The following is a 24,617-nucleotide window of genomic DNA, read 5'->3' as shown; positions in this document are numbered from 1 at the left end:
CTTAATAAATTAATTTCAAAAATTCCTCCGTCGTGATGCCTCCGAGAAGTTTCGGGATATCAATTCCGGCAATCGCTTTATCTAAAGATGCACGTTCGTATTTCGAACGGGTGATGGCTTGTTCAATTTCAGAAACGTCGCCGACCCCGAAAAAGTCACCGTAAATATGGGCGTCTTGGACAATGCCATTCTCTACTTGGAGACGGACATCAATGCCGCCGACCGGGAAGCGATGGGAATGCTTAATATTGAACTTCGGCGATTTGCCGTAGTTCCAGTCCCAATTGCCGTAGCGCTCTTTTGATAATTCATGGATTTTCTTCCAATCTTCGTCGGTCAATTCGTAGTAGCGGACATTTTCTTCCCCTTCAAATATCGAGTGCAGAATCGCGTTGCGGAATTCGGTCACGGTCATCGGCTCTTTCAAAAACTCGGAAATGTTTGCCACCCGGCTGCGGATCGACTTGATCCCTTTTGATTCAATTTTTTCTTTGCTGACTTTCAATGCTGAGACCACCGCATCCACTTCTGTATCAAACATTAACGTGCCATGGCTGAACATACGGCCTCTTGTAGAAAACTGGGCATTGCCCGATACTTTCCGGCCTTCTGCCATTAAGTCATTGCGTCCTGAAAGCTCAGCATTGACGCCCAGGCTTTGAAGCGCTTTTACCACTGGCTCCGTGAATTTACGGAAATTGCGGAAGCTGTTTCCGTCATCGACCGTAATAAAGCTATAGTTCAAATTGCCAAGGTCATGATAGACCGCTCCGCCGCCAGATAAACGGCGTACGACGTGGATGCCATTTGAATCTACATAATCAGTATTGATTTCTTCAGCTGTGTTTTGATTTTTGCCGATAATAATAGAAGGTTCATTGATATAGAACAGAAGAAACGGATCTTTTTCAACATCCATCGTTTTCAATAAGTATTCTTCAATTGCCAAGTTGATGCGTGGGTCTGTAATGCCTTTATTATCTACGAAATACATAATCTCTCTCCTTTGGCTGCGTTCCTTTTATTAGTTTAACGGATTTTTCAAATAAATTCACGGTTTAGGGTTGACGAATCCAAACTGTTATAATACACTGTTCTAAACACCAACAGTACTATAACAAAAAGGAGATGGAAGTTATGATTGAAAACGTAGTCGAATTTTTCAAGAACTTGCCCCCGAAACAATGCGCATCTTGTGGAGAAAAAATGGAAGAGCAGCATGAATGTTATGGTACTCAATGTGATTCCTGCAACAACTTATAAGATTCAGCAAACATACTTATAAAAAACGAAGCAGCGCTTACTGGCGCTGTTTCTTTTTGTATTGAATCCAAATGGTGAAAAACTGCTTCTATCTGGGTAACTCTTCTTGCTATCATAATATTTGGGGCAGCTGCCTGAACATGATATCTTTCTATCTGAACTAATCGCTCCTTTACCTGCACTATCCATATCCTTACCTGCATTTCATCTGTTTCATAAAAGATCAAGCTCGGACTGGAAGCTGTTCGCCGTGCGAACAGCCTGAATAGGCAGTGACACTTCCTGTTACAGTTTGGCTCACATACCAGGATCGATTATTCACCCATTGAGCATTCTAGTTTGCATGACTTTTCGCGAAATTCGTGTAGGAACGCAGAAACTTCATGTAGAGAAGCAGCTAATTCATGTAGAAGCGCCACATCTCCCGGTAGAAACCTGCATAGTTCATGTAGAAACACCAAATTATCCTGTAGAACCACAAAACCACATGTAACCTCACCCAGTCGAAGCGAAGGCGCGTGCATTACCGCTGCCGAGCGTTTCCAAAACTCCACATTACCTAACTACTCCATGCAAATATGGCTCACTATTTATCCCCCACACCCCGGGCTGAGCCGCGTCCAGGAGGGGACGGAGCCATAGGACTGGCAAGAGAAGCGATGCCCGGCTTATGGCGGCAGTCCTCTCCAGAGCGGTCGAAGCTGCTTTTAGAACTTCACTAAAACTATTACCTCTCTACTTTTCCTGGCTTATTGTGGGAACCCACTCCAAAGCGGCCGAAGCGACTTATAGAACCTTACTAAAATCTATCAATATTACTCTTTCTCTTTTCCACATAAAAAAGGCACCGCCTAAGCGGTGCTTTTTCAATAATGGATCAATGCCCAGAGTGGCCGTCCATTTTGTCCATGCCTTGTGAATCGTCACTGTCATCCGGAACAATGGAATCCGGGTCTGGGTTGCCGACCGTGATTTCCTGTTTCGGCATAACGTGCATACCTCTTGCTGTTGTATGTGCCTGCATGTAATACAGACCTTCCTCTTCAAAGCTGGTTTCCGCTTCGTAGATGCCATCTTTCGTATGTTCAGCAGTAATCATCTCGCTGTTGTTGCGGTCGCCCGACTCCCATACTTCATAGACAACTTCACTTGCATCTTCCACAGCTTCGTCTCCTTGGCTCAACGCTACTGACAGCAGGACTTCCTCAGCCGGATCGGCTTGCGGTTCGGTATTGAACTCCACCATCACTTCTTCAATCATCTCACCAGTGCCTGCAGAATCCGCTTCTTCCGATCCGCAGCCAGCCAACAATAAAAATGGCAATCCAAGCCACATCATTTTTTTCATTTTGCAGTTCCCTCCATGCTGAGTGACTCAGCAACAAATCGTTCAAGCAATAGTTCGGCAGCCGCTTTTCCTTGATCGACACAAGCAGGCAATCCAAATCCTTCAAAAGAACCTCCTGCAATCTGCACCATCGGCAAAGCGTCCTGCACTTCCTTTTTCGCTGCCGCAATCCGATCTCCATGACCTACCAGATATTGCGGCATCGCTTCTTTCCAACGCGAGACGATGGTAAATTCAGGCTCTTCCTGTATATCCATCAATTTGTGCAGGTCTTCCAATACGGCTTTAACAATCTCTCCATCAGACAACTCAACGACCGCCTCGTCCCCGACACGCCCGATAAATGACCGGTAAAGAGCTTTGCCCGGCGGAATCAACGTCGGCCATTTCAGGTGTGCAGCCGAACAGGCTGTTATGGTGAAATCGCTGTTTCGTGCAACCACAAATCCCGTGCAGTCCTTTGGGTTTTTTACGGCCCCTTCTGGAAATGCAATCGATACTGTCGCAATGGATGTGGAAGGCATGTCTTTCAAGCCTTTCAGCAAACCCAAAGGTTCAAAAATCGGCATCAACTTGGCATGCGGCAAAGCGAAAATGACACTATCTGCAATCATCGATGCTTCATTGTTCAAACGCAATTCCACTTGTTTGCCTTTTTGCACCAGGTTTTCAACTTTGATACCTTTTAGAATGGTGCATGTATGCAGCTCTTTTTCCAAGGTTTGCACAAGTGTTTCAATGCCGTTGGAAAATGTTTGAAAGATGCCTGTTTTTTCGGTATCAAATGCGCGGTAATTTGCTACTTGATTTTTCTTCAAGCCACGAATCAAGCTTCGTTGCTGTTCTCCTGCTTCCAGCAATTCAGGAAAAGTCGACTTGATGCTCAAACGGTCGATATCTCCGGCAAATACACCGGAAAATAGCGGTTCAATCAAATTTTCGACCAACTCATTGCCAAATCTCCGTCTCAAGAAAGGCCCAAGCGGCTGGTCTTCAGCAGAAGTTGTTGTGGGCAGGAAGAAATCTCCCATAGCACGAGCTTTGCCGGACCAGGAACTGATGCCTGAAGCAAGAAACGATCCGAAATTCGTTGGCACTCCCATAACAGACCCTGCCGGTATCGAATAAAGTTCATTTTCGACCGCCACTTTAGTTGTGCCAGGAGCACTTTGGATCAATTGGTCTTCAATGCCCAACTCTTTCGCTAATTGCTGGATACTGTTTTTTCGTGAGATAAACGAATCCGGACCACGCTCAATTACAAAACCGTCTTTTTGAAGGGTTTGGATTTTTCCACCAAGGCGATGGGCTGCTTCAATCACTGTAATATCAATCGCCAAACCTTGTTCTATCGCCAGTTTTTGTAAGTAATATGCCGATGACAGACCTGTGATGCCTCCGCCCACGACGATTACTTTATGCGTTTGTTCGGCCACGTTTAATCCTCACTTTCAATTGCTTTATTTTTCCGCCAGTTTTCTTAACACAACGTCAGTCAATCCATCAATGAATAATGGCTGAACGTTTGGCATTTCTGGACGGCGGTAGGTTGCACCAATATCGTCGCAAACAACTTTACATTCATAATCGTTATCGAAAAGAACTTCCAAGTGGTCGGCCACAAAGCCAACCGGTGTGTAAACGAAAGATGTGTATCCTTTTTGTTCAAACAAATCACGCGTCAAATCCTGAACGTCCGGTCCAATCCAAGGTTCTCCTGTTTGTCCGGCACTCTGCCAACCGATTTCAACGTTTTCAACACCAGTAGCTTGTTGGATCATCTCAGCTGTTTCTTTTAATTGGTCGGGGTAAGGATCTCCGCTTGCGATGATCTTTTCAGGCAATGAATGCGCCGAAACAATCAGGCAAGATTTCGCACGTTCTTCTTCTGACATTTCAGCAAATGCAGCACTGACTTTTTCGCTCCAGTATTGGATGAACTTCGGTTCTTTGTACCAGCTTTCAACTGAAGTCAATGAAATGCCCGCTTTTTCAGCAGCTTCTGCTGCACGGCCATTGTATGATTTAACCGAGAAAGTAGAGAAATGAGGAGCCAAAACGATTGAAACGGCTTCTGTGATGCCATCTTTTCTCATCTCTTCCACACCGTCTTCAACAAACGGCTCGATGTGTTTAAGGCCAAGATAGACTTTGAAGTCAATTTCATCCTGTACTTCATTTAAACGGTCGCACAAGCCTTGTGCTTGATCTTTGGTGATTTTTGCAAGCGGTGAAAGTCCGCCAATCGCTTTGTAGCGGCTGCGCAAATCTTCTAAGCTTTCTTCGCTTGGCTTACGGCCCCGTCGGATATGTGTGTAGTAACGTTCAATATCTTCTTCTGTATAAGGCGTTCCATACGCCATCACTAATAATCCCATTGTCTTCTTCAACATAATCACCTCGAAATGAATTTTATTCTATTTTAAATTACTTTTATAAGCCGCACTGTATTCATGGACAAATGCTGTCAGACGTTTCAAAGTATCCGGGTTAACTTCTGGGAATACGCCGTGGCCAAGGTTAAAGATATAGCCATCGTTCTGTAAGCCCATATCCAAAATCTTTTTCGCCCGTTCTTCAATTACCGGCCAGTCTGCCAGTAAATAAGATGGATCGAAGTTGCCTTGAAGAGCTTTGGTCAAGCCCATAGAACGCGCTTCGGAAATCGGCAGGCGCCAATCCAAACCGACTACGTCTACTGGAAGCTCATGCCACTCTTTTGCCAAATGGCTTGCACCGACACCAAAAATCGTCAACGGCACGCCTTCAGTACGCAACTCAGCAAAAATACGGTCCATGACCGGTTTAATGAAGATGCGGTAATCTTCAACGTTTAACGCACCGACCCACGAATCGAAAATTTGAATCGCTTTGGCACCCGCTTTGACTTGTGCTTTTACATAAGGGATAATGGTATCTGCCAATTTATCCATCAAAGCAAACCACATAGCCGGTTCTGAAACCATCATCGCTTTAGTTTTATTGTAACTTTTCGAAGGTCCGCCTTCGATCATGTAGCTGGCTAATGTGAATGGCGCGCCTGAAAAACCGATCAACGGCACATTCAATTGATCTTTCGTCAGCATGCGGATCGTCTCCAGTACAAAATCAACATCTTGCTCAGGATTGATTTCGCCTAGACGTTCGATATCCGCCATACTGCGGATCGGGTTGTCGATAACGGGACCGATGCCTGATTTAATTTTTACATCCACTCCGATTGCAGGCAATGGCGTAACAATGTCTTTGTACAGGATCGCTGCGTCGTTATTATACTGATCTACAGGAAGTTTTGTCACGTATGCACATAGTTCCGGCTGATGCGTGATTTCCTCTAATGAGTATTTCTCCTTGATTTTGCGGTATTCCGGCTGAGAACGTCCAGCCTGTCTCATATACCAAACTGGTGTATGTTCTGTTTTCTCTCCTCGTGCTGCGCGGAGGTATGTGTCTTTAAATGTCATGAATTTTCATCCCTTCAATCTTCTGCTTTTCTGTTCGTCTACCCATATCCGTCTATACTATAGACGTTCCGCCCTTTATTGTATAGATTGCCGGCGCATTTGTCATAAATTAGACGCTTCTCTTTTCACTTGTTCGTCAAACCTGTTTCATCTAGTTTTCTTAAGGGAACAATATAAGGAATGTATTATTTATTTCAGGAGGGATTTTAATGAAGCTTTATATGACGACTGGAACATACGATTTCATGAAAAAAATGCGTGACAAGCACCCCGAAGAAACGATGGTCCTTATGCAAGGTGAAAATACAACCTTGATGCTCCATGAAACAGAAGGAAAAACCATTTTCCAAACACCGCGCCGTTACGAAGTAGTGGACGGCACAGGCGAGTTCAAAGAAAAAGGATTTTTCGTCTTCAATAATGTGCCGGTATCCGATGAAGGCCGCCCGGTTTTTGAGCACCGGTTTAAAAATCGTGCAGGCGCCATCGAAAATGAGCCTGGATACATTGCCTTCCGCGTGTTGAGACCGCTTGATTCAGATACGTACATCGTTCTGACTGAATGGGAGTCCCCTGCTTTTTATGAAAAATGGAAAGAAACTCAAGCATTTGCACAAGCTCATTCAGGACAACCCGAAAACAAGGCTGGAACTCAACGCCCCAATATTTTTTCAGGTGTATCATACATCAGTACGTACAAAGCAAAACCTGAAGAAGAATAAATACAGCCTTCATTAATCTGAATGGAAACATACCTGAAAAGGAGGAAATTAATTGGTTTTTGTTATCTTTATTTTAGCAGCGGCACTTACCGTGTTCGCATCCATCAAGCTGTCCCAATACGCCGATGTCATCAGTTCTAAAACGGCAATGGGCGGCATGATGGTCGGTACCTTATTATTGGCAGGGGCTACTTCCCTGCCGGAAGTATCAACCAGTTTCTCAGCAGCTGCAATCGGTAATGCGGATATTGCAGTCGGCAACATGATCGGTTCGAACCTTTTTAATTTGTTCATCCTTGCCGGATTCGACTTTCTTTTAAGAAGACGCCAGATCTTACACCGCGCCTCGCGTGATAACATCTACACGGCCCTTCTTGGGATTCTGTTGACGATTATGGTCATTCTTTCACTTTGGCTGCGTCTGGATATACAAATTTTAGGCGTCGGCTTGGATGCTTTAATTATCGCTATTACGTATATTGCCGGGATGGTGGCCATCAACAAATTGCCTTCTTTGGATCCTGAAGCCGAAGCAATTGTTGAATCGGAAGAAGAGCCTGAAAATCCAAGTGCTTCGCTTTCATCAAAAGCGGCAATTGCCCGCTTTATCGTTGCCGCTCTGGTCATTCTTGCTGCTGGTACCGCCTTATCTATAACCGGCGATCAGATTGCAATCATTACGGGAATCGGCTCCAGCTTTATCGGAAGTTTCCTGATTGCAGCAGCTACTTCATTGCCCGAAGCCATCTCTGTTTTTGTTGCCTTGCGCTTGAGTAATGTCAATATGGCTGTCGGAGCAATTCTTGGAAGCAACATCTTCAACATGATCATTTTGGCTTTGTCCGACCCTGTTTACACGGCGGGCCCTATCATGTTGGATGTTTCCGGTGCGAACATGATTATCGCGGTCGGTGTTCTGATCATGTCTGTTTTGGCGCTATTTTCACTTTACCGGAAGAAAAGTGCTTCTACACTATCTTATGCACTTCCATCGGCAATTATCATCGTTATATACTTTGCAGCATCCTATTTAAACTTTACTTATTAATCAAATCGCCCCAAAGCGCAGCCATCTTCCAAGCGGGAGGTGGCTGCGTTTTTTTGTTTCCATGAATCTGTATCTTCGGCCTGTCCATTTTTCACAGTTCTTTCGAACTCCTTTTTCATAATTGACAGATTTTTGTGATATGCTTTTATAACAGAAAGGAGTTATGACAATGAATGAAAAACTATACGCCGGCTTAGATGCCGCTTATCCAGAGATGGTGGAAATTCGCCGTCATTTGCATATGAATCCTGAACCTTCTTTTCACGAAACCAAAACAGCCCAGTATATACGCCAGTATTACGAAAAATTAGGTGTGGAAGTCGAGCACGGTGTCGGTGGAAATGGCGTCGTCGCCAGAATTCAAGGCGCCAAACCTGGCAAAACCGTCGCCTTGCGTGCTGATTTCGATGCTTTGCCGATTCAGGACCAGAAAGAAAATGTGCCTTATAAATCAACTGTTGAGGGCGTCATGCATGCCTGCGGACATGATGGCCACACAGCCACTCTGCTGGTGCTTGGAAAAACCTTGCACAATATGCGCAATGAATTGGAAGGCACTTACGTAGTGATTCACCAGCATGCCGAAGAGCTGGTTCCCGGTGGAGCTAAATCGATGATCGAAGCTGGTGTTTTAGAAGGAGTCGATGTGATTTTTGGCACTCATCTTTGGTCCACCACGCCATTTGGCAGAATCGACTTGCGTGTCGGGCCGATCATGGCCGCTGCAGACAGCTTCGAGCTGACAGTTCAAGGACGCGGTGGCCATGGCGCCAGCCCCCACGAAACAATCGACGCAGTCGTCATCGGCTCACAAATCGTCTCTAACCTGCAGCCATTGGTGTCCAGACGAGTGGATCCATTGGAATCGGCTGTGCTTTCCGTCGGTTCGTTCGTCGCACAGAACCCTTTCAATATCATCGCGGACCAAGCGGTCTTGTCCGGCACTGTCCGCTCCTTCAAAGAAGATGTCCGAAGCCTGATGGAAACTGAAATGGAGCGCGTCATCGAAGGCACCAGCATGGCCAATAACAGCCGCTACGAATTTAATTTCAAACGTGGCTATCCGCCAGTCATCAATCACGAAAAAGAGACGCATTATGTAAAAGGCATCGCCCAAACTGTGCCTGGAGTTGCAGAAGTCTATGATTGCCCACCTCAAATGGGCGGAGAAGATTTCGCTTATTACCTGGAGGAGATTCCTGGGACGTTCTTCTTTACCGGCGCCATGCCGGATGGCGATGTGTATCCCCACCATCACCCGAAATTCGATTTCAAAGAAGAAGCCATGCTGCTGGCAGCTAAAACGCTTGGCGCAGCGGCTCTAAATTTTCACAAATGAAAAAACCAAGCCCGTCGGCTCTAGTCAGCTGACGGGCTTGGTTTATTTATTTTTCTGTTTCAATACAGTTGCCGTAATGATGGAAACCAACAGAATGACAGCGAATGTCAATAAAGCGGTAAGCGGCTCTCCCAGCAATAGGAGCGTCACAGCTGCTGCTGCACTTTGCAGAGCCTGTACCGCCATGATGAGTTTCCAGACAGCCTGTTGCCTGCTGAAACGGGTCAGCGGAAACAGATTGTCCATCCGGAAATGCTGTGTATGGGTCAAGCCTTGCCATATCTGAATCACCGTTGCAAATGCCAGTGCTCCGGCAAACAATGCCACACCAATTTGGAATGGAATAAACCATGCTCCCACCATAATGATGGCAGTCAAACGAATCCATAAGTAAAATAATTCATCGGATCGGACAAAAGTTCTCCAAACCAAGTAAAGATGCGCATTTTTGGGGCCTGGCTTGATGAGGCGATAAAGCCCATTCAGCCATGTTCTCGGTTTTATTTTTCCTTTTAGATGAGGAACATCGGTAAAGTAATTGGCAAATTGGTAAAAACGCAGCATGCGGTTTTCTTCCAATCCGATAAAATGTTCATAGGCAAAAGGTTTTCCGGCTGCTTTTCCTGCCACCCATTTTCCATACAATATAATGGCGAACAGGACAACGACCGCGATTATCAATTGCTCTTCTATATAGAAGTAAACAAACAGCCCGACCAGCAAGAGCCGCAACATCCGGTCCAGCCAGACGTTTTCCCCTGCCCCTTGACGGCGGAAGGCAAATTCGGTTTGGACACTCCACCATTTGATCAGCAACAGCAAAATCGGGAAGCCGATCAAATAGGACGAAGGCAAGCCATATAGTGCGTTGACCATCGGCAATGAAACGACAAAGACAATGACCGGCAAATACAATTGGGAAAAGAACGACCATTTTAAAGCCGGCTTCAGAAATTCATCCAGTTTGCTTTCCAAAGGCAGAAAATACACCGAGTCTGCTTCCTTCAACAAAGTTGATGGCGGACTGAAAGCCAGCAATAAACCAAAGATGATGGCCAACACCAAAGCTCCAGGAAATTCCGGTGGGATGTTTTGAATCCATTCACTATAGGCAAATCCAGCAGCGCCTAAAGCAAACAGCAAAACTACAGCAATATGGCCAGTGAAAATATATTTTAAATAATTTTGGACTTCCAATGTGTATTTCTGAAGTCTCCGTGACCAAACATCATGCAAACTCTTCATTTAGCTCATCCTCGGTCATCGCAATGTACAAATCATCCAATGATGCTTCCGGCATATTGAAGGCTTTCCGCAAGTCATCCATTGTGCCACTGGCACGAACCCGTCCATTATGAAGCAGGATGATCCGGTCGCAATAGCGTTCTGCCGTAGACAAAATGTGGGTCGACATCAGCACCGATGCCCCTTTTTTCTTTTGTTTCTCCATCTGGTCCAATAAGGATTTAATGCCGAGTGGATCCAGCCCGACAAACGGCTCATCAATGATATAGAGCGCTGGATTTACGAGAAAAGCACTCATGATCATCACTTTCTGGCGCATCCCTTTCGAAAAATGGGATGGGAACCATCTCAGGCGCTTTTCCATTCGAAATTCCTTCAATAGTTCAGCAGAACGTTTTTCAAATAATTTTGGGTCCATATTATAAGCCATCGCTGTCAGCTCCAAGTGTTCCCGAAGCGTCAGTTCCTCATACAATACCGGAGTTTCCGGTATATATGAAAATGAAGAACGATAAGCGTCCATGTCTTCTTCAAAAGTTTTGCCGTTCAAGCGGATCTGCCCCGATTTCGGCTGCATCAACCCAATGATATGTTTAATCGTTGTACTCTTTCCTGCACCGTTCAATCCGATGAGTCCAACAAGTTCTCCTTTTTTTATTGAAAATGTCACTTCCTGCAGGACAGGTTTGCGTGTATACCCGCCTGTCAACGCGTCAACTTCCAATATAGCCATATACAACACCTCTTTCTTTCTATTAAACTATTGTACCAAATCCAGCTGTCGAATTCTTTTCTGATATGGCAATTGTGGTAAAATGGGAAAAATGGAAAGGATGATACCAATGACAAATTGTATTTTCTGTAAAATCATTGCAGGCGAAATTCCGAGCGTGAAAATTTATGAAGATGAACATGTTTTTGCTTTTATGGATATCATGCCCTTGTCAAAAGGACATACTTTGCTTATTCCCAAAACACATCGTGAATTTGTTTATGATTTAGCGCCTGAAGAAGCAGCCAATCTATTTTCCGTAGCGCCTAGAATTGCCAAAGCCATCAAAGAAACATTTGAGCCTGAAGGCATGAATCTTTTGAACAATAATGGTGCCAAAGCGGGCCAAAGCGTGTTCCATTTTCATCTGCATTTTATCCCTCGCTATGGTGAAAGTGATGGGTTCGGTGCCAAATGGATGACCAAAGAAAAAGAATTCACGTCTGAACGCATCCAGGAACTTGCAGAAAGCGTCAAAGAAAAATTAGCCGCTGATGCTTGATTTTCTAGGGTGAACAGGATAGAATCAGTATAAGTTTTTCGCCGGCGGTCATGAGGACACGTCCGGGAAAAAGAAACTAGCACAGAGCTGAGGAGAGATGAGAAATGAATACGAAGAATTTAGTTTTAATGGCGTTGCTGGTCAGCGTCGGAGCCACTCTTTATGTGGTGATTCCAGGCATTAACGGCGGGATGAAGCCCGATTTCATGTTGACCATGATGTTTGTCGGCATCCTATTATTCCCGAATGTAAAAAATGTGTTTTTATTGGCGGTAACGACGGGTGTTCTATCCGGACTGTTTTCTACATTCCCAGGAGGATTTTTCCCGAATATCATCGATAAATTCATCACGGCATTTGTTTTCCTTGCTTTGGTGATGATCCTGAAGAAATTCGTTTCCAAATTGCCCGTAACCATTGCCCTTTGTTCAGTCGGAACTTTATTGTCCGGAACGATCTTCCTGTCTGCTGCCATTTTTGTAATTGGCGCCAATATCCCATTCAGCCTGTTGGTTGTGACAGTGGTATTGCCTGCAGTAGTGATGAACGGAGTCGCTTTCGCTTTGATTTACCCGATTGTCATCACATTGGTCAAGCGTTCAAAATTTGAAACGGCTGTTTCGCAAGCTGCTTAAACCAAAAGCTTTTCGTCATTATTTTTGGCGAAAAGCTTTTTTTATTGAATAGTCATTCAATTTTATGTTTTAATTAGTTAAAATAAAGGAAAAGAAGCTTATAGGAAGAAAGGGGCGTTTCATACATGAGAGCATCAAGGTTTTTCTTAGGACTCGCTACAGGTTTGGCAGCTGGAGCTGCAACGGCTTTATTCTCTGCACCACAATCAGGGCAGGATTTCCGTACCTCGGTAAAGTCGACATCATCTGAATGGAAAGAATACTTGAACGAACTGAAGGTAAAAGTGAATGGCTTAAAAGAGTCGATCAACCATTTAACAGAAGAAGCAAAATCCCAACTGCCTGAAACAGTTGAAGGATTGAAATCTTCTTTGGAAAATTGGACAGAAAGCACTGCACCAGCTAAAGAGCATCTTCAATTGGAGATCATGGCAATCCAGAATGCTATTGAAGAATTGCAGAATACACTCAGCAAAGATAAAAAAGACAAAGACGACGATGATAAACCGAAAAAAGAAAAAGTCGATGACGATACACAAACTGCGTAAAGCTGGATTTTACGCTCAGTGAAGTTCTTTATCCCTTCTTTACAGAAGAACGGGCTAGAGAAGCTGCCTTCGGGCGGCTATTTTTTTTTGCGTTTTATACGTAGAAAAAGCAATAGATCAAGGGAATTTTTCAAATGTAAATTATTTTACTATTCTTACTTTAATTACGTTTGCTTTACTGCTATAATAAAGAAAATATTTCGGAGGAAAGTTGGTGCCTACATGAACGAGAAGGAATATACCATGAAAGAGGCTATGCTGTTTAGCCAGCGCATCGGACAATTGTCAAAAGCTCTTTGGAAAGCTGTAGAAAAAGACTGGCAGTTATGGATAAAACCTTATGACCTGAATATTAATGAGCACCATATCCTTTGGATCTCCTACCATTTAAAAGGAGCTTCCATCTCTGATGTCGCAAAGTTTGGCGTCATGCATGTTTCGACCGCTTTTAACTTTTCAAAAAAACTGGAAGAACGTGAATTGCTGTCTTTTTCAAAACGGGATACGGACAAACGCAATACATACGTCCAACTGACTGAGAAAGGCGAAAAGCTCATGCAGGAAATGATTGAAAATTATCACGAGACTCCCCATTCTGTAATAGACGGTTCTCTTCAACTGCGCGAACTGTATGGAAAATTCCCCGAGTTCATGGATATTATGGCGGTAATCCGCAACATTTACGGCGATGATTTCATGGAGATTTTTGAAGCTTCCTTTAAAAATATCGAGAACCGGTTTAGTGAAGAAAACCATGTGATTGTGCACCAGGAAAGCCAGCAATAATCAGTGAATTTCCAAAATTAATTTATGGTTGCATTTCCTAAAAAATCATTGTATTGTATGTATCGACTCAAAAATGATTTTAGTAATAGGAGATGCACATATGCACTGCTGGAAAACGATTAATGTAAAAAAACAATATGGATTTGACCGGCTTTTCATGATTTCAGCGCTTTTTGGAATCGCTGTTTTCATGGCCTCCTATATCGGACTGGCAATCGTATACGCTACACCTCTATCCGATCAGTATTTCCTATTATTCATCTTAGCCTTGCTTGCTATTTATCCGCTTCATAAGATTCTGCATTTTCTGCCGCTGATCGGCTGTTATAAGTCATTGAAACTTATTATTCGTAAGCAGATGAAAATCTGTCCGGCTATATTGCTTCATATAAATGAACCTGTTCCGAAAACCCGCTTTCTTCTCTCATTGGCTGCGCCTTTCCTTATCATGAACACAGCCATTGTGACGATGAGTACGTTGATGCCGGCCTATGGCCATTATTTTGCTATGCTGTTGGCCTATCATAGCGGGCTATGTTTAACCGATATCATCTATCTGCGGAATTTGGCACGTTCTCCGAAGTATGCATTAATCGAGGAAACAGACACCGGCTTTGAAATTCTTGTGCCGCCGGTGGTTAGTTGATTCCTGTTTTTTCTTCTCGGATTTGTTATACTAGGTTGTAAAGTCAGAGGGGAGGAAATTCATGATTATCGCATTCATCGTTATGTTCTCCGTATTTTACCTTTTCCAGATAAATCGGATGACATTAGCACTTGTCACTTCACGGGAAATTCCGGAAGAAAATCACCAGAAAATATTCCGTACCATTAATATATTGATTACAATACTATTGGTATCGTTGTATGTAGGCGTAGAATTTACACCTTAAATCCACTTGCCTCCTGGCAAGTGTCTTTTTTTAGGAAATTTACATTTCTTTGAATATTTATAGTAGAATAAATAATGCATCTAGATAGAAAGTTGGGAGCGAAATTCAATGAAAAAGTCCTTTTTAACAGTTACCCTGGCAGCATCCGTATTAGCCTTGGCCGCATGCAGTGATAGCGGAGATGGAGAAGTCATCGTATCTTCTGATGCTGGTGATGTAACAAAAGATGAGCTTTACCAAGAAATGAAAACATCAATCGGTGAACAGGCTGTACAGATTCTGATGATTGAAAAAGTACTTGCCGAAAACTACGAAGTGACCGACAAAGAAGTAGACGCAGAATACAACAGCAATAAAGAAGAATTAGGCGAAAGCTTCGATCAATTCCTTGCACAAAATAACCAAACGGAAGAAAGCTACAAGAAAGTCATCCGCTTGAATTTATTGCAGGAAAAAGCTTTGACTGAAGACGTTGAAGTAACGGACGAAGAAATCCAAGCACAATATGACCGCCAAGGTACAGAGTTGAACGCCCGCCACATTTTAGTGGCTGATGAAGAAACTGCCAACTCACTCAAAAAGGAATTGGATGAAGGCGGCGATTTTGCCGCATTAGCTGAGAAAAACTCAACTGATACAGGATCTGCCGCAAACGGCGGAAACCTTGACTGGTTCGGCCCTGGCGCAATGGTTCCTGAATTCGAGGAAGTTGCATACGGGTTGGAAGTTGACGAAATCAGCGAGCCTGTGGCATCTGAATTCGGATTCCATATCATCCAGGTTCTTGATAAGCGCAAGGTTGAAGACCAGCCTGCTTTTGAAGACCAAAAAGAAGATATCCGTTCTGAACTTGCAATCTCAAAAGCGGATCAAACCACATTGCTTCCAAAAGTCGCTGACTTGATGAAAGAAGCAAACGTTGAAATCAAAGACGAAGACCTGGAAGGCGCTTTGGACGACATCTTGAATCCACAACCCGCTCCAGAAGCTGCACCAGCAGAATAATACATGAATGCAAAACCCCCGCTTCCATTTTGGAAGCGGGGGTTTTCGGTCTTAAGAAACTATATTGTTTTAGCTCTTCATTTATTGTCCAGACTCCGGCAGCCATCTCTTCTAACTAAATTTTCGGTTTGTAGAAGGAACGGTTGTCCAAAGCGAAGACGCGTTCAGAAAACTCGCCTTCCTTGGTTTTTCCAAGAACGCGATCGAGCATCATCATCTTGGCATCAATATTATCGATATAATGCAGAATTTCCGCTTCTTTGATCATCGGTTTTTTCGGGCTGCCCCACTCTTCTTTGCCGTGGTGGGAAAGGATGATGTGTTGCAGCAGCATCACTTCTTCGCCTTCTATTTCCAGCTCTTCAGCCGCTTTTGCCACTTCCGTCACCATGATGGAAATATGGCCGATTAAATTACCTTCAACGGTATACGTCGTTGCAATCGGTCCGGAAAGTTCGATGACTTTTCCGATGTCATGAAGAATGATTCCCGCATACAGTAAATCTTTGTTCAATCCCGGATAAATTTCAATCAAGGCTTTTCCTAATTTCAGCATCGACACTACATGATCTGCTAAACCGGATACGTAATCATGATGATTGCGCGTCGCCGCAGGATATGTCAAAAATTGCTGCTGGTATTTTTTCAGCATAAAACGGGTAATGCGTTGAATCTGCGGGTTCTCCATTTCAAACAGATATTTCATCACTTCTTCCAGTAATTCATCCGTCGATTTTTCCGAAGACGGCATCAGATCTGAAATCGACTGGTTTTCCTCGGGCTTTGCCGGTCGGATGCTTTTGATCCGCAATTGGTTTTTCCCTCGGTAGTTATGGATTTCCCCTCCGACACGGACAATGGTTTCCGCTGCAAAGATTTTTTCCTGTTCATCTTTCGTATCCCATAACTTTGCTTCGATATCTCCGCTCTTATCCTGCAAAACCAATGAAATAAATGGATTGCCAGTAGTAGTGACTCCTTTGACTGATTGCTTAATCAGCAGGAATTCATCAACCGTTTCTCCAACTGCACGCTGTGTAATTCCTTTAGTCATGAATGAACGCTCCTTTCGGTGTTGGCCACCTTGATGATCTGCGCATTAGGCCAAGCCTCCTGCATACCCTCGTGGCAAGTAAAATAAATGAACTGGTGATCCTTTTGCAGCTCTGTCACTAAGTTTATCATTTGCTGCAGCCGACTGCGATCAAAATGGACAAAAGCATCATCCATTATAATAGGAAACGGATGGCTTTCCTTCATTGATACGGCCAAAGACAGCCTCAAGGCCAGATAAGCCTGTTCTTTAGTTGCCTGGCTGAGTTCAGCAATCCGAAAATAAGTGCCGTCTTTCCGTTCCGCCTCAAAATACCCATCCATGTTCATGGTTAATCCGTGATAAGCGCCAGCAGTCAATTTGTTGAAGTAATGTTGGGCCTGAGCCAGTACTGCAGGCAGCTTCTTTTCTTTCAACTCATTCATCGTTCGGTTAACTGCTTCTATAATCGCTTTATTGATGGACCATTGTTTGGCTAGATCAGCGAATTCCGCTTTTTTCTCTTCAAAATGCTGAAGCTTTTCTTCATATGAGGTATCAGACAACAGATTACGGGTCACTTGCTGTTTGCCGGCCTGTTCAGCCAACAACCCATTTCGCTCTGTCTTCAGCGCTGCCAGGTGCTCTTCAAGCCGGCTAACAGCAAGCGGTGCATCATCCGGTTCCCATTCTTTTGGCAAGTCAATTTCACCGATTGTTTTTAATTGCCCTGAAACGAGATCCGCTTCTTTTTCCAGCTGTTGTTTACGCTCCCATGCATCCGCTGCCCCGTAAAAATCAAATGCATCTTTTGCTTGGGCATAATCCAGCAATACCTGCTGCTCGTTTTCAAGTTGTTGCTGAAAAGCAGCCAAACGACTGCTCTCCTGCTGCAATGTGGATTGTTGTTCTTTTATTTTAGCGTACTTCTCCTGCTGCTGTCTTCTCAATGACAGTTCGGAGCGCAGTGAGGGCATCAATTCACTGATTGCTAATTCTTTGCCGCATGCAACTTCCGCTTTCTTGAGCCATCCCTGCTGCTGGTCCTCCAATAAACCGATTTCATGTCCTAGCCGCTGCAAACGCGCATGGCCGGCATGCACGTTACGGAGTTTTTCGAATAGCTCCAGCACCATTGTCCGGCTGGTATCAGGCTGCATACCGATATTCTGCAGCATTTTCTGATAAGCGGCTTTTGCCGGACGTTGAAAATCCCCTATTGAATAAGTTGCAATTTCGTTTTTAATGGCATCCCGCTTTGCCATCAATCCGTCCAGCTGATGATCAAACTCCGCCACTTTTTTTGTGATTGTCTGGTATTCACTTTCTTTTTCCGCATAATTCTTCAAGACTGTCTGATATCTGCCCGACAACTCGCCAGGTTTTGCTGTATTGGAGAAGAGCCATGCCGCAGCTCCAACAGCCGCTAAGCCTGCAACAATCAGCAAAATCATGGATTGCGACATTCCGTAACCTGCGATAATGAGTCCCAACACAATCAGGGCGTAATTGACCACCCGGTTACTTCCGCCATTATTCGTCTGGAATTTTTCAGCTGCCTTAGCTTCTGCCAATTCAGCTGAAATGGCTGGCCATTCTTCAGCAGCCAACCGGTCTTTTCCAGTGGGTTCTCCTGCCAGGAAAGCGGTCAGTTCTTTTTCCGTTTGAGACAACCGGTCTTTTGCGTCCTGCCGATTGCGCAGCCGGAAACGTTCGTCTTCTTCTTCGACGTCCAGCTCTTGCAGGCACTTAAGCAATTGTTCTTCATTGCTTAACGACACATCAATGGCCATTGCCTGCTGCTCCGAAAGTCCGAGCAAAGCCAATGTCTCCTCGCGACTTTCCGACAGCTTTAGCCGCTCTTCACGCTTATCGTTTAGTTGACGGGACAAGTGATGCCAATCCGATTCCCGGTTCAACAGATTTTCCAATTCCACGGGCGGCTCAGCTTCTTCAATCGGCGGCAAGCTGTTTAGTTGCTGCGTTAAGTGGTCCACTGCTGCTTTTGCCTCTGAGAGTTTGTCGATCAGCCGATCCATCTGCCTTTTGCCATCCAAAGGAAATTGCACCTGCCCCAATTTGTTGAGCTGTTCTGTCAACGCATGTTGGTCAGCAATCAAAGGAGCAGCCTGCTGCCATTTACTGATTTTTTTCAATTCTTGTTCTGCTTCCGTTTCTTCTGCTTCAATGGAAGTCAAGCGTACATGAATTTCCTGCAGCCGCTCCAGATAGGGGCTGTATAATTCTGTCCGCTGTTTGTATTCCTTCAGCTGTCCTTCAATGTCCCGAAGCTCTTCAGCCCGCATATTCATTTCGGGATTACGCCCACCTTTTTTGAATAGCAAGGACATTTCCTTTTCAAGTTGGCTTTCCAGACTTGTCACTGCATCGATGCCTGTGGTTCCAGAAGCCAGCAGCGTGCGGCTCAGTTCCGTTTCACTGAGTGCATCAAGCCCCTGCAATTCATGGATGGAAAATGAAAAAATTGCCTCAAAGGAGGAGCGGTCGTAATTGCGCAACAGCTGCTTCAATTCGGCTTCTGCTCCCCGCCGGCCATCCGCAAACCAAACCGTTACATCCCCTGCTGATTTGCCTTTGATCCGTTCAATCACCACTTCCCCGTACTGCGGGTCTGTTACATGGAGCTGGCCGCCGTATTTTCCGCCGTTTTTCGGTTCATAGCGCAATTGTGCACCTTTGCGTGAAGGGAATCCAAACAGAATCTGTACAATGAATTGCTGCATTGTGGTCTTTCCGGCTTCATTGGGGCCATAAAACAAGGCCATTTGATCCTGCAGATCGATGGTGCGGTTTTCATGCTTACCAAAACCATAAATAATCATTTTTTCGATTTTCATGACATCACTCCCCTGCCTGCATGCTGCGCCGGATTTTTTGTTCAGCTGCCAGCTGAAGATCTGCGACGGCTTTGTTTGCCAACGGTTCCAAAAACCGACTGCTCTTCGGATGTCTGTATAAATCCTTCAGGACCGTCTTCCATTCTTCTACGCCCCATTCTTCCATCGTCTGAATAAGCAGAGCTCCAAGCCGTGAAAGTTCGCTGTCATTTTCTATCTGCTCAAATCCAATTCCTTGAATCCAGACAAAGTGATCGAGCGCCTCCATTGATTCACGGAGCATTTCGAGCAATTCATTTTCCGGAATCTCTGCAATCAGCCCGAAACTCTCGGTATCCAGCTCAGTAAACACCACTTCCACAATTCCTGTCCCAATAGTTGCACCATAAGCGCTGAGCTCTTTTTGGCAGACATCGATCAACTCATTCATATGAAGAAGCCCTTTTGCTGAAATGGCCAACCGATCGAATTGAACCACTGATGTCGGAATGAACTCCAAAGAAGTATCCGTTTTTGTCAAGGTAACATCATAAAAGCCTTTTGGTCCGGACTCCTTGAGATGGCGCCCTTGAATGTTTCCCGGATAGACAATTGACGGATCACGGTGAAGCTCCCGGCGTTTATGGATATGGCCAAGTGCCCAATAATCATAATGCTTGCTGAGCAGTTGCTCTTTTCTGAATGGCGCATACACAGCATGTGACGCATCGCCGTCAAGGCTGCCATGCAGCATACCGATATGAAAACCGCCTGTACCTCGCGCTTCCGGGTACTGCTCAATCATTGCTTCACTGATATGCCGTTTGCCGTAACTGAAACCGGTAAACACCACCGGCCCTCCTGCAGTTTCCAAAGTATATTGGGAGACTGAATCATCGAAAGCATGGACATTATCCGGGAGTTCAAAACGTGTCCAATTGCCGCTCAAGTGATCGTGGTTGCCGTAGCTGATAATCACTGGAATCTGCTGTTCCTTCAGCCTTTTCATCCCCTGCTGAAAGCGGGCTTGTGCACGGAGGCTGCGGTCTTCACCGTCGTAAATGTCTCCGACAATCAGCACAAAATCCGGTTGCTGGTCGAGGGCATGCTGAATCAGCCGATCGAAAGCATCCATCGTGCTGTCTTTCAGCTTGTTCCACTGTTCTTTCTGTAAACCTTTCATGCCGACAAACGGGCTTCCCAGGTGTAAATCTGCCGTGTGGATAAATCGAATGGATTCCATAATTAACCCCTTTTAAAAGACCGAATATTTGTTCCTATTTTACCATGGAATTTCCATAAAAAAAACTGTTTGCAGAAAGTTTCCTGCAAACAGCCCATTTGGTTCGAATTTAAAGTAACGTCTCGTGATTCTTCAGCTGCGTTGAAGGCATATCCTTACTTGCTATTGCCCAAACGGATCGCTTTGCGGATGTCCTTCAGCGATTGCGACGAACCGTACATCAGCACTCCTCCTCGGTAAACACGGGCTCCGAACCAACCCAGAATTCCGATGGTCACCAGCATGATTGCAATCGACAACAGCGGCTCCCATAGCGGCAAGTCCAACATGCCGACACGCAGAAACATCACTAATGGCGCAAAGAATGGAATAAAAGAAGAAATGGTCACATAGCGGGCTTCCGGAATGGAAATCCCTGAAAATGCAATGAGCGATGCGATGATGATCAAAACCATCATCGGCAACATCAACTGCTGCACATCTTCAGTCCGGCTGACCAATGAACCGAGCAAGGCCGCCAGTACAGCATAGAGGAAATAACCCAGCAGGAAAAACAGAATGGCAAACAGGAATGTGCTGATCTTCACTTCCGAAAAGCCCATGACACTGAAGAAACCTGCTGTCAGGTCTGTACCGGCCGTTTTTATGGCAAAATAACCGGCAAGTCCGAAAATCATCATTTGTAAAATTCCTAAGCTTCCAATGCCTGCAATTTTTGCAAACATATGCTTAACTGGCGACACACTGGAAATGAGGATTTCCATAACACGGGATGATTTCTCTGTTGCTACTTCCATGGCAATCATGTTCGGGTAATAAATAACTGCTACATAAATGAGCATAATCAGGACATAAACCAGCCCTCTTGCCTGGCTTAATTCTTCCTGTGATTTGGATGATTCTGAAATGGCTTGCCGTTCAAATTCGACCGGCATAAACAATTGGCCCACCTGATTGTCATCCAATCCGAGTGACTCTGCCGTCAATGCTGTATGTATGGCTTGAACCGCAATTTCAATTTCACTGCCGCTCCCCATTTCGTTGGCAGATTCGGATACATAGCGGGCACTCAATTGCTCATTTTGCGTTAAAACCAAGTAATCATCGATTGTGCCTTCCGCAATGCTTTCCTGTAACTCCTCTTCAGTCAGATAAGTCGGAACAACTTTGATGCCACTGTCCAGTGCTTCCAGCTGAGCCTGCAGGTCCGGCACAAGGCCCGGAGCCTCTTCCAAAACATGCAGAACGTTTTCCTCTGTTTCATCACCATCAAAGACGGCGATAATATTCGATATATTCGCTAAGAGAAAAAAAGCCGCAACGACAACCAGTGTTGTAATGATAAACGATTTTGTTCTTGCTTTAGTCATGAATGCCTGCTTGAAGATAATCCAGAAGCTATGCATGGTGTTTCCCCACCTTTGCAATGAAAATTTCTTCCAAAGAAGGTTCTTCCAACGCAAAATGACGAAGTGTTCCCAACTCCATCGCTTTGGCCAGCAGGACCTGTGCCACGTCTTCATCCGTTACTTGAAACAATGCGCCCTCTTTTGTTTTGGTGAAATTATCGACACCCGGAAGAGCACTCAAGTGACTGAGGTCGGCATCCACGTTCAAACGGACTTTTTGTTTGCCGAAGGAACGTTTCACTTCTTTGATCGATCCGCCAACCACGACTTTGCCACGATCCAAAATGCACATGTCGTCGCATAATTCCTCTACGTGATCCATCCTATGGCTGGAAAAGACAATCGTTGCTCCTTGTTTCTGAAAGTCCAAAATGGCTTTTTTCAACATTTCCACATTGACGGGATCGAGTCCTGAAAAAGGTTCATCCAATATCAACAGTGAAGGTTTGTGCAAAAGCGAGGCAATCAGCTGGATTTTTTGCTGGTTGCCTTTTGATAATTCCTCCACTTTTTTCTGGCCATAATGAGGCACTTCAAAGCGTTCCAGCCAGCCAGCCGTTTCGCGCTTGGCATCTGCTTTTGACATTTTTCGCAGCTGCGCCAGATACACCAATTGATCTTCCACTTTCATTTTTGGATACAGACCGCGCTCTTCAGGCAAATAGCCGATGTCTGGACTGCTGGCATATGTAATGGGTTTGCCTTTCCAACGGACTGTCCCTTGCGTGGGGTCCAATAAACCTAGAATCATCCGGAACGTCGTCGTCTTACCGGCTCCGTTGGCACCGAGGAATCCATGCATGCCTCCTTCTTCAATGGACAGCGAAAGATTGTCCACTGCGGTGAAATCACCGAACTTCTTTGTTACTTGTTCTACATATAAAGCCATTTCCGTTCGCCCCTTCCATTATACATACTACGAAGCATATGACGAAATGTTTCAAAAATTGCAGGACATTTTCACGGAAACCCTATATACTTAAAATGAATATCCATTCAGAAAGGATTGATTCTTCTTGAGAACCTACAAATTGACTGCATTCGAACAAACAGGCAAGCAGATAATGGACGAAACCTTCACTGCTGAAACTGATGAAGAAGCCCGCGATAAAGGAAAAGCCATTTTGGAAGAAAAGGGATTGACCAAGCAAACGCATCGTTTGGCATCACCTGCCGGCAAACTTCTTCTTTTCCATTCATAGGAACCTAAAAAGCATGGCGGAGAACATTTCCGCCATGCTTTCATATTTCACTTCAACTCCAACAGACAACAAAAAGATCTGTGGGTTTTTCTCTATTTTATACACCTTTAAATTCGGGTTTGCGCTTTTCCACGAATGCCTGGATGCCTTCCAAGTGATCGGCTGATTTCCGCATAGCTGACTGGGCTTTTGCCTCCATCTCTAGTACCTGTTCCAATTCAGCGACTTTCGATTGATGCAGGATATGCTTGGACGCCAATTTGGCGCTTAGCGGCGACGCAATCGCTTCAGCTGCATAACTCTCAGCTTGTTCAAGCCCGCGGCCTTCAGCCGTCACTTCCTCAATAAGTCCTTTGGCCAATGCATCATGCGCTTTTAAGGTATGCCCTGCCCAAATGATCTGCTTGGCTTTCGGTACGCCGACACGTTCTTTCATAAAGAAATGGCCGCCGCCATCCGGCACCAGTCCAATGCCGATAAAGTTCATCGCCAATTTGCTGTTTTCTTCCGCGATGACATGGTCGCACGCCAAAGACATGCTGAAACCGAGTCCTGCTGAGGCTCCGTGAATTGCCGCAATTGTAATTTGCGGAAGCGTATAAAGTGCTTTCGCCAATCGGCTGACATCTTTCATGACCAATTCGATATCCATCGGATTTTCCGGATCCATCATTTCTTTGATGTCCCCACCGGCTGAAAATGCTCTGCCTTCACCCCGGATGATCAGCACTTGTACTGTGCTGTCCTGCAGCAGCGATTCAAAGCAATCAGCCAGCTCCTTCATCATGGTTCCGTTCATTGCGTTCATGGATTTGGGACGATTCAAAACCAAATGGCCAATCCGTCCCTGCTTCGTCAATTCAATCGTTTCATACATAAAAAAAGACACCCCTTCGTAAAAATGAATTGTCATTCACGTTTACGTATTCGATGTCTTTCTTTAAAAACCCTTTATTTCTTTAAAATTACATGCTTTCGTATAACGCCTGTACCGGTTTGATCAAAACACGGTTCACTTCTTCGATCATTTGGCTTAATCCCATTTCTGCTTCAAGCATAGCCAGGATTTTTTCGTTTTGTTGAGCAGCTTGTGCAGTGCTCTGCGCGTCCATCATTTCTTCTTCTGTGATTTCTTCGCCTTGAGTCTGTTTTTGCTGAAGAGAAATCTGCAAATCGCGGAAGCTCTTGAACAATTCATTTGCTTCATTGTCAGAAGTTACTTGCGCTACAGCTTCTTCTAGTTTTTTGAACTCATTAGTAGAACGGAACGTGCTTTCCAATTTGTTGATGTCATCATAAATGTTTACTGCCATTTTCATCAAT

At 44.8% G+C, this 24,617-nt stretch carries 26 protein-coding genes; 12 read left to right on the top strand and 14 right to left on the bottom strand.

The annotated features are described in order from the left end of the window. Position 1 precedes the first annotated feature (1 nt). Complete coding sequence (gene lplA, locus IRE19_RS14605) at positions 2-994, bottom strand: lipoate--protein ligase (protein WP_191716590.1); 993 nt, start codon at positions 992-994, stop codon at positions 2-4. A gap of 143 nt (positions 995-1,137) precedes the next feature. On the opposite strand from lplA, the gene yhfH reads away from it, so the two are divergent. After that, a complete protein-coding gene (gene yhfH / locus IRE19_RS14600; protein ID WP_008430608.1) occupies positions 1,138-1,263 on the top strand; it encodes a protein YhfH in 126 nt (41 codons plus the stop codon). Between the two features lie 877 nt (positions 1,264-2,140). On the opposite strand, the gene IRE19_RS14595 is transcribed toward yhfH, so the two are convergent. The 4 genes from IRE19_RS14595 to hemE are packed head-to-tail and all read right to left on the bottom strand — an operon-like array spanning position 2,141 to position 6,075. Beyond that, the gene (locus IRE19_RS14595; protein ID WP_191716591.1) at positions 2,141-2,611 is read right to left on the bottom strand and encodes a FixH family protein; all 471 of its coding nucleotides are present in this window, start codon (positions 2,609-2,611) and stop codon (positions 2,141-2,143) included. Then, positions 2,608-4,047: a protoporphyrinogen oxidase gene (gene hemY, locus IRE19_RS14590; RefSeq protein WP_203340969.1), complete on the bottom strand. Its 1,440-nt coding sequence runs from the start codon at positions 4,045-4,047 to the stop codon at positions 2,608-2,610. Before hemY ends, IRE19_RS14595 begins: the two co-directional genes overlap by 4 nt. Positions 4,048-4,071: 24 nt before the next feature. Then, entirely contained in the window at positions 4,072-5,004 is a 933-nt protein-coding gene (gene hemH / locus IRE19_RS14585; protein WP_203340968.1) for a ferrochelatase, read from the bottom strand. A 24-nt stretch (positions 5,005-5,028) separates the two neighbouring features. Next, the gene (gene hemE / locus IRE19_RS14580; RefSeq protein WP_203340967.1) at positions 5,029-6,075 is read right to left on the bottom strand and encodes a uroporphyrinogen decarboxylase; all 1,047 of its coding nucleotides are present in this window, start codon (positions 6,073-6,075) and stop codon (positions 5,029-5,031) included. Positions 6,076-6,284: 209 nt separating this feature from the next. Here hemE and IRE19_RS14575 point away from each other — a divergent pair, with 209 nt between their 5' ends. The 3 genes from IRE19_RS14575 (at position 6,285) to IRE19_RS14565 (ending at position 9,184) form a co-directional block, all read left to right on the top strand. After that, complete coding sequence (locus tag IRE19_RS14575; protein WP_203340966.1) at positions 6,285-6,797, top strand: antibiotic biosynthesis monooxygenase family protein; 513 nt, start codon at positions 6,285-6,287, stop codon at positions 6,795-6,797. Positions 6,798-6,849: 52 nt separating this feature from the next. After that, positions 6,850-7,845 carry a sodium:calcium antiporter gene (locus IRE19_RS14570; protein WP_203340965.1) on the top strand — a complete coding sequence of 332 codons (996 nt, stop codon included), beginning with the start codon at positions 6,850-6,852 and terminating at the stop codon, positions 7,843-7,845. Positions 7,846-8,014: 169 nt separating this feature from the next. Beyond that, positions 8,015-9,184 (top strand): amidohydrolase, encoded by a 1,170-nt coding sequence (locus IRE19_RS14565; RefSeq protein WP_203340964.1) that lies wholly within the window; start codon positions 8,015-8,017, stop codon positions 9,182-9,184. Between the two features lie 42 nt (positions 9,185-9,226). Here IRE19_RS14565 and IRE19_RS14560 read toward each other — a convergent pair whose 3' ends face one another. Both IRE19_RS14560 and IRE19_RS14555 read right to left on the bottom strand, forming a co-directional pair. After that, positions 9,227-10,429: an ABC transporter permease gene (locus tag IRE19_RS14560; protein ID WP_203340963.1), complete on the bottom strand. Its 1,203-nt coding sequence runs from the start codon at positions 10,427-10,429 to the stop codon at positions 9,227-9,229. Then, on the bottom strand, positions 10,413-11,162 hold the full coding sequence (locus tag IRE19_RS14555; protein WP_191716599.1) for an ABC transporter ATP-binding protein: 750 nt from the start codon (positions 11,160-11,162) through the stop codon (positions 10,413-10,415). Before IRE19_RS14555 ends, IRE19_RS14560 begins: the two co-directional genes overlap by 17 nt. Before the next feature lie 109 nt (positions 11,163-11,271). On the opposite strand from IRE19_RS14555, the gene IRE19_RS14550 reads away from it, so the two are divergent. The 7 genes from IRE19_RS14550 (at position 11,272) to IRE19_RS14520 (ending at position 15,570) form a co-directional block, all read left to right on the top strand. Continuing rightward, the gene (locus IRE19_RS14550) at positions 11,272-11,703 is read left to right on the top strand and encodes an HIT family protein (protein ID WP_191716600.1); all 432 of its coding nucleotides are present in this window, start codon (positions 11,272-11,274) and stop codon (positions 11,701-11,703) included. A gap of 104 nt (positions 11,704-11,807) precedes the next feature. Next, positions 11,808-12,338 carry a tryptophan transporter gene (locus tag IRE19_RS14545; RefSeq protein WP_191716601.1) on the top strand — a complete coding sequence of 177 codons (531 nt, stop codon included), beginning with the start codon at positions 11,808-11,810 and terminating at the stop codon, positions 12,336-12,338. 125 nt (positions 12,339-12,463) lie between these two features. Further along, positions 12,464-12,886: a YtxH domain-containing protein gene (locus IRE19_RS14540; RefSeq protein WP_203340962.1), complete on the top strand. Its 423-nt coding sequence runs from the start codon at positions 12,464-12,466 to the stop codon at positions 12,884-12,886. Between the two features lie 222 nt (positions 12,887-13,108). Beyond that, entirely contained in the window at positions 13,109-13,672 is a 564-nt protein-coding gene (locus IRE19_RS14535) for an HTH-type transcriptional regulator Hpr (protein WP_191716603.1), read from the top strand. Positions 13,673-13,772: 100 nt separating this feature from the next. Next, positions 13,773-14,318, top strand: a complete 546-nt coding sequence (locus IRE19_RS14530; protein ID WP_203340961.1) for a DUF3267 domain-containing protein — start codon at positions 13,773-13,775, stop codon at positions 14,316-14,318. A 61-nt stretch (positions 14,319-14,379) separates the two neighbouring features. Beyond that, on the top strand, positions 14,380-14,565 hold the full coding sequence (locus IRE19_RS14525) for a hypothetical protein (RefSeq protein WP_006828367.1): 186 nt from the start codon (positions 14,380-14,382) through the stop codon (positions 14,563-14,565). Positions 14,566-14,673: 108 nt separating this feature from the next. Then, positions 14,674-15,570, top strand: coding sequence for a peptidylprolyl isomerase (locus IRE19_RS14520; protein WP_191716605.1), 897 nt, complete (start codon positions 14,674-14,676; stop codon positions 15,568-15,570). A 115-nt stretch (positions 15,571-15,685) separates the two neighbouring features. Here IRE19_RS14520 and yhaM read toward each other — a convergent pair whose 3' ends face one another. The 5 genes from yhaM to IRE19_RS14495 all read right to left on the bottom strand — a co-directional run bounded on the left by yhaM (position 15,686) and on the right by IRE19_RS14495 (position 22,981). After that, on the bottom strand, positions 15,686-16,624 hold the full coding sequence (gene yhaM, locus IRE19_RS14515) for a 3'-5' exoribonuclease YhaM (protein WP_191716606.1): 939 nt from the start codon (positions 16,622-16,624) through the stop codon (positions 15,686-15,688). After that, the gene (locus IRE19_RS14510) at positions 16,621-19,461 is read right to left on the bottom strand and encodes an ATP-binding protein (RefSeq protein ID WP_203340960.1); all 2,841 of its coding nucleotides are present in this window, start codon (positions 19,459-19,461) and stop codon (positions 16,621-16,623) included. The genes yhaM and IRE19_RS14510 overlap by 4 nt, the downstream gene beginning before the upstream one ends. Positions 19,462-19,465: 4 nt before the next feature. Further along, positions 19,466-20,683, bottom strand: a complete 1,218-nt coding sequence (locus IRE19_RS14505) for a metallophosphoesterase family protein (RefSeq protein ID WP_203340959.1) — start codon at positions 20,681-20,683, stop codon at positions 19,466-19,468. Positions 20,684-20,838: 155 nt separating this feature from the next. Further along, the gene (locus tag IRE19_RS14500) at positions 20,839-22,089 is read right to left on the bottom strand and encodes an ABC transporter permease (RefSeq protein WP_203340958.1); all 1,251 of its coding nucleotides are present in this window, start codon (positions 22,087-22,089) and stop codon (positions 20,839-20,841) included. After that, entirely contained in the window at positions 22,082-22,981 is a 900-nt protein-coding gene (locus IRE19_RS14495; protein ID WP_203340957.1) for an ABC transporter ATP-binding protein, read from the bottom strand. The genes IRE19_RS14500 and IRE19_RS14495 overlap by 8 nt, the downstream gene beginning before the upstream one ends. Positions 22,982-23,108: 127 nt before the next feature. Between IRE19_RS14495 and IRE19_RS14490 the strand changes: the two genes are divergently transcribed. Next, positions 23,109-23,294 (top strand): YhzD family protein, encoded by a 186-nt coding sequence (locus IRE19_RS14490; protein ID WP_191716611.1) that lies wholly within the window; start codon positions 23,109-23,111, stop codon positions 23,292-23,294. Between the two features lie 97 nt (positions 23,295-23,391). Here IRE19_RS14490 and IRE19_RS14485 read toward each other — a convergent pair whose 3' ends face one another. Further along, the gene (locus tag IRE19_RS14485; RefSeq protein ID WP_203340956.1) at positions 23,392-24,171 is read right to left on the bottom strand and encodes an enoyl-CoA hydratase; all 780 of its coding nucleotides are present in this window, start codon (positions 24,169-24,171) and stop codon (positions 23,392-23,394) included. A gap of 88 nt (positions 24,172-24,259) precedes the next feature. After that, positions 24,260-24,607 carry a YlbF family regulator gene (locus tag IRE19_RS14480; protein ID WP_203340955.1) on the bottom strand — a complete coding sequence of 116 codons (348 nt, stop codon included), beginning with the start codon at positions 24,605-24,607 and terminating at the stop codon, positions 24,260-24,262. Positions 24,608-24,617 lie beyond the last annotated feature (10 nt).

Origin of the sequence: Planococcus beijingensis (assembly GCF_016820615.1) — a bacterium.
GTDB lineage: Bacteria > Bacillota > Bacilli > Bacillales_A > Planococcaceae > Planococcus > Planococcus notacanthi.
Note: the sequence above shows the minus strand (reverse complement) of the source record. Positions and strands in the feature narration are given on the sequence as shown.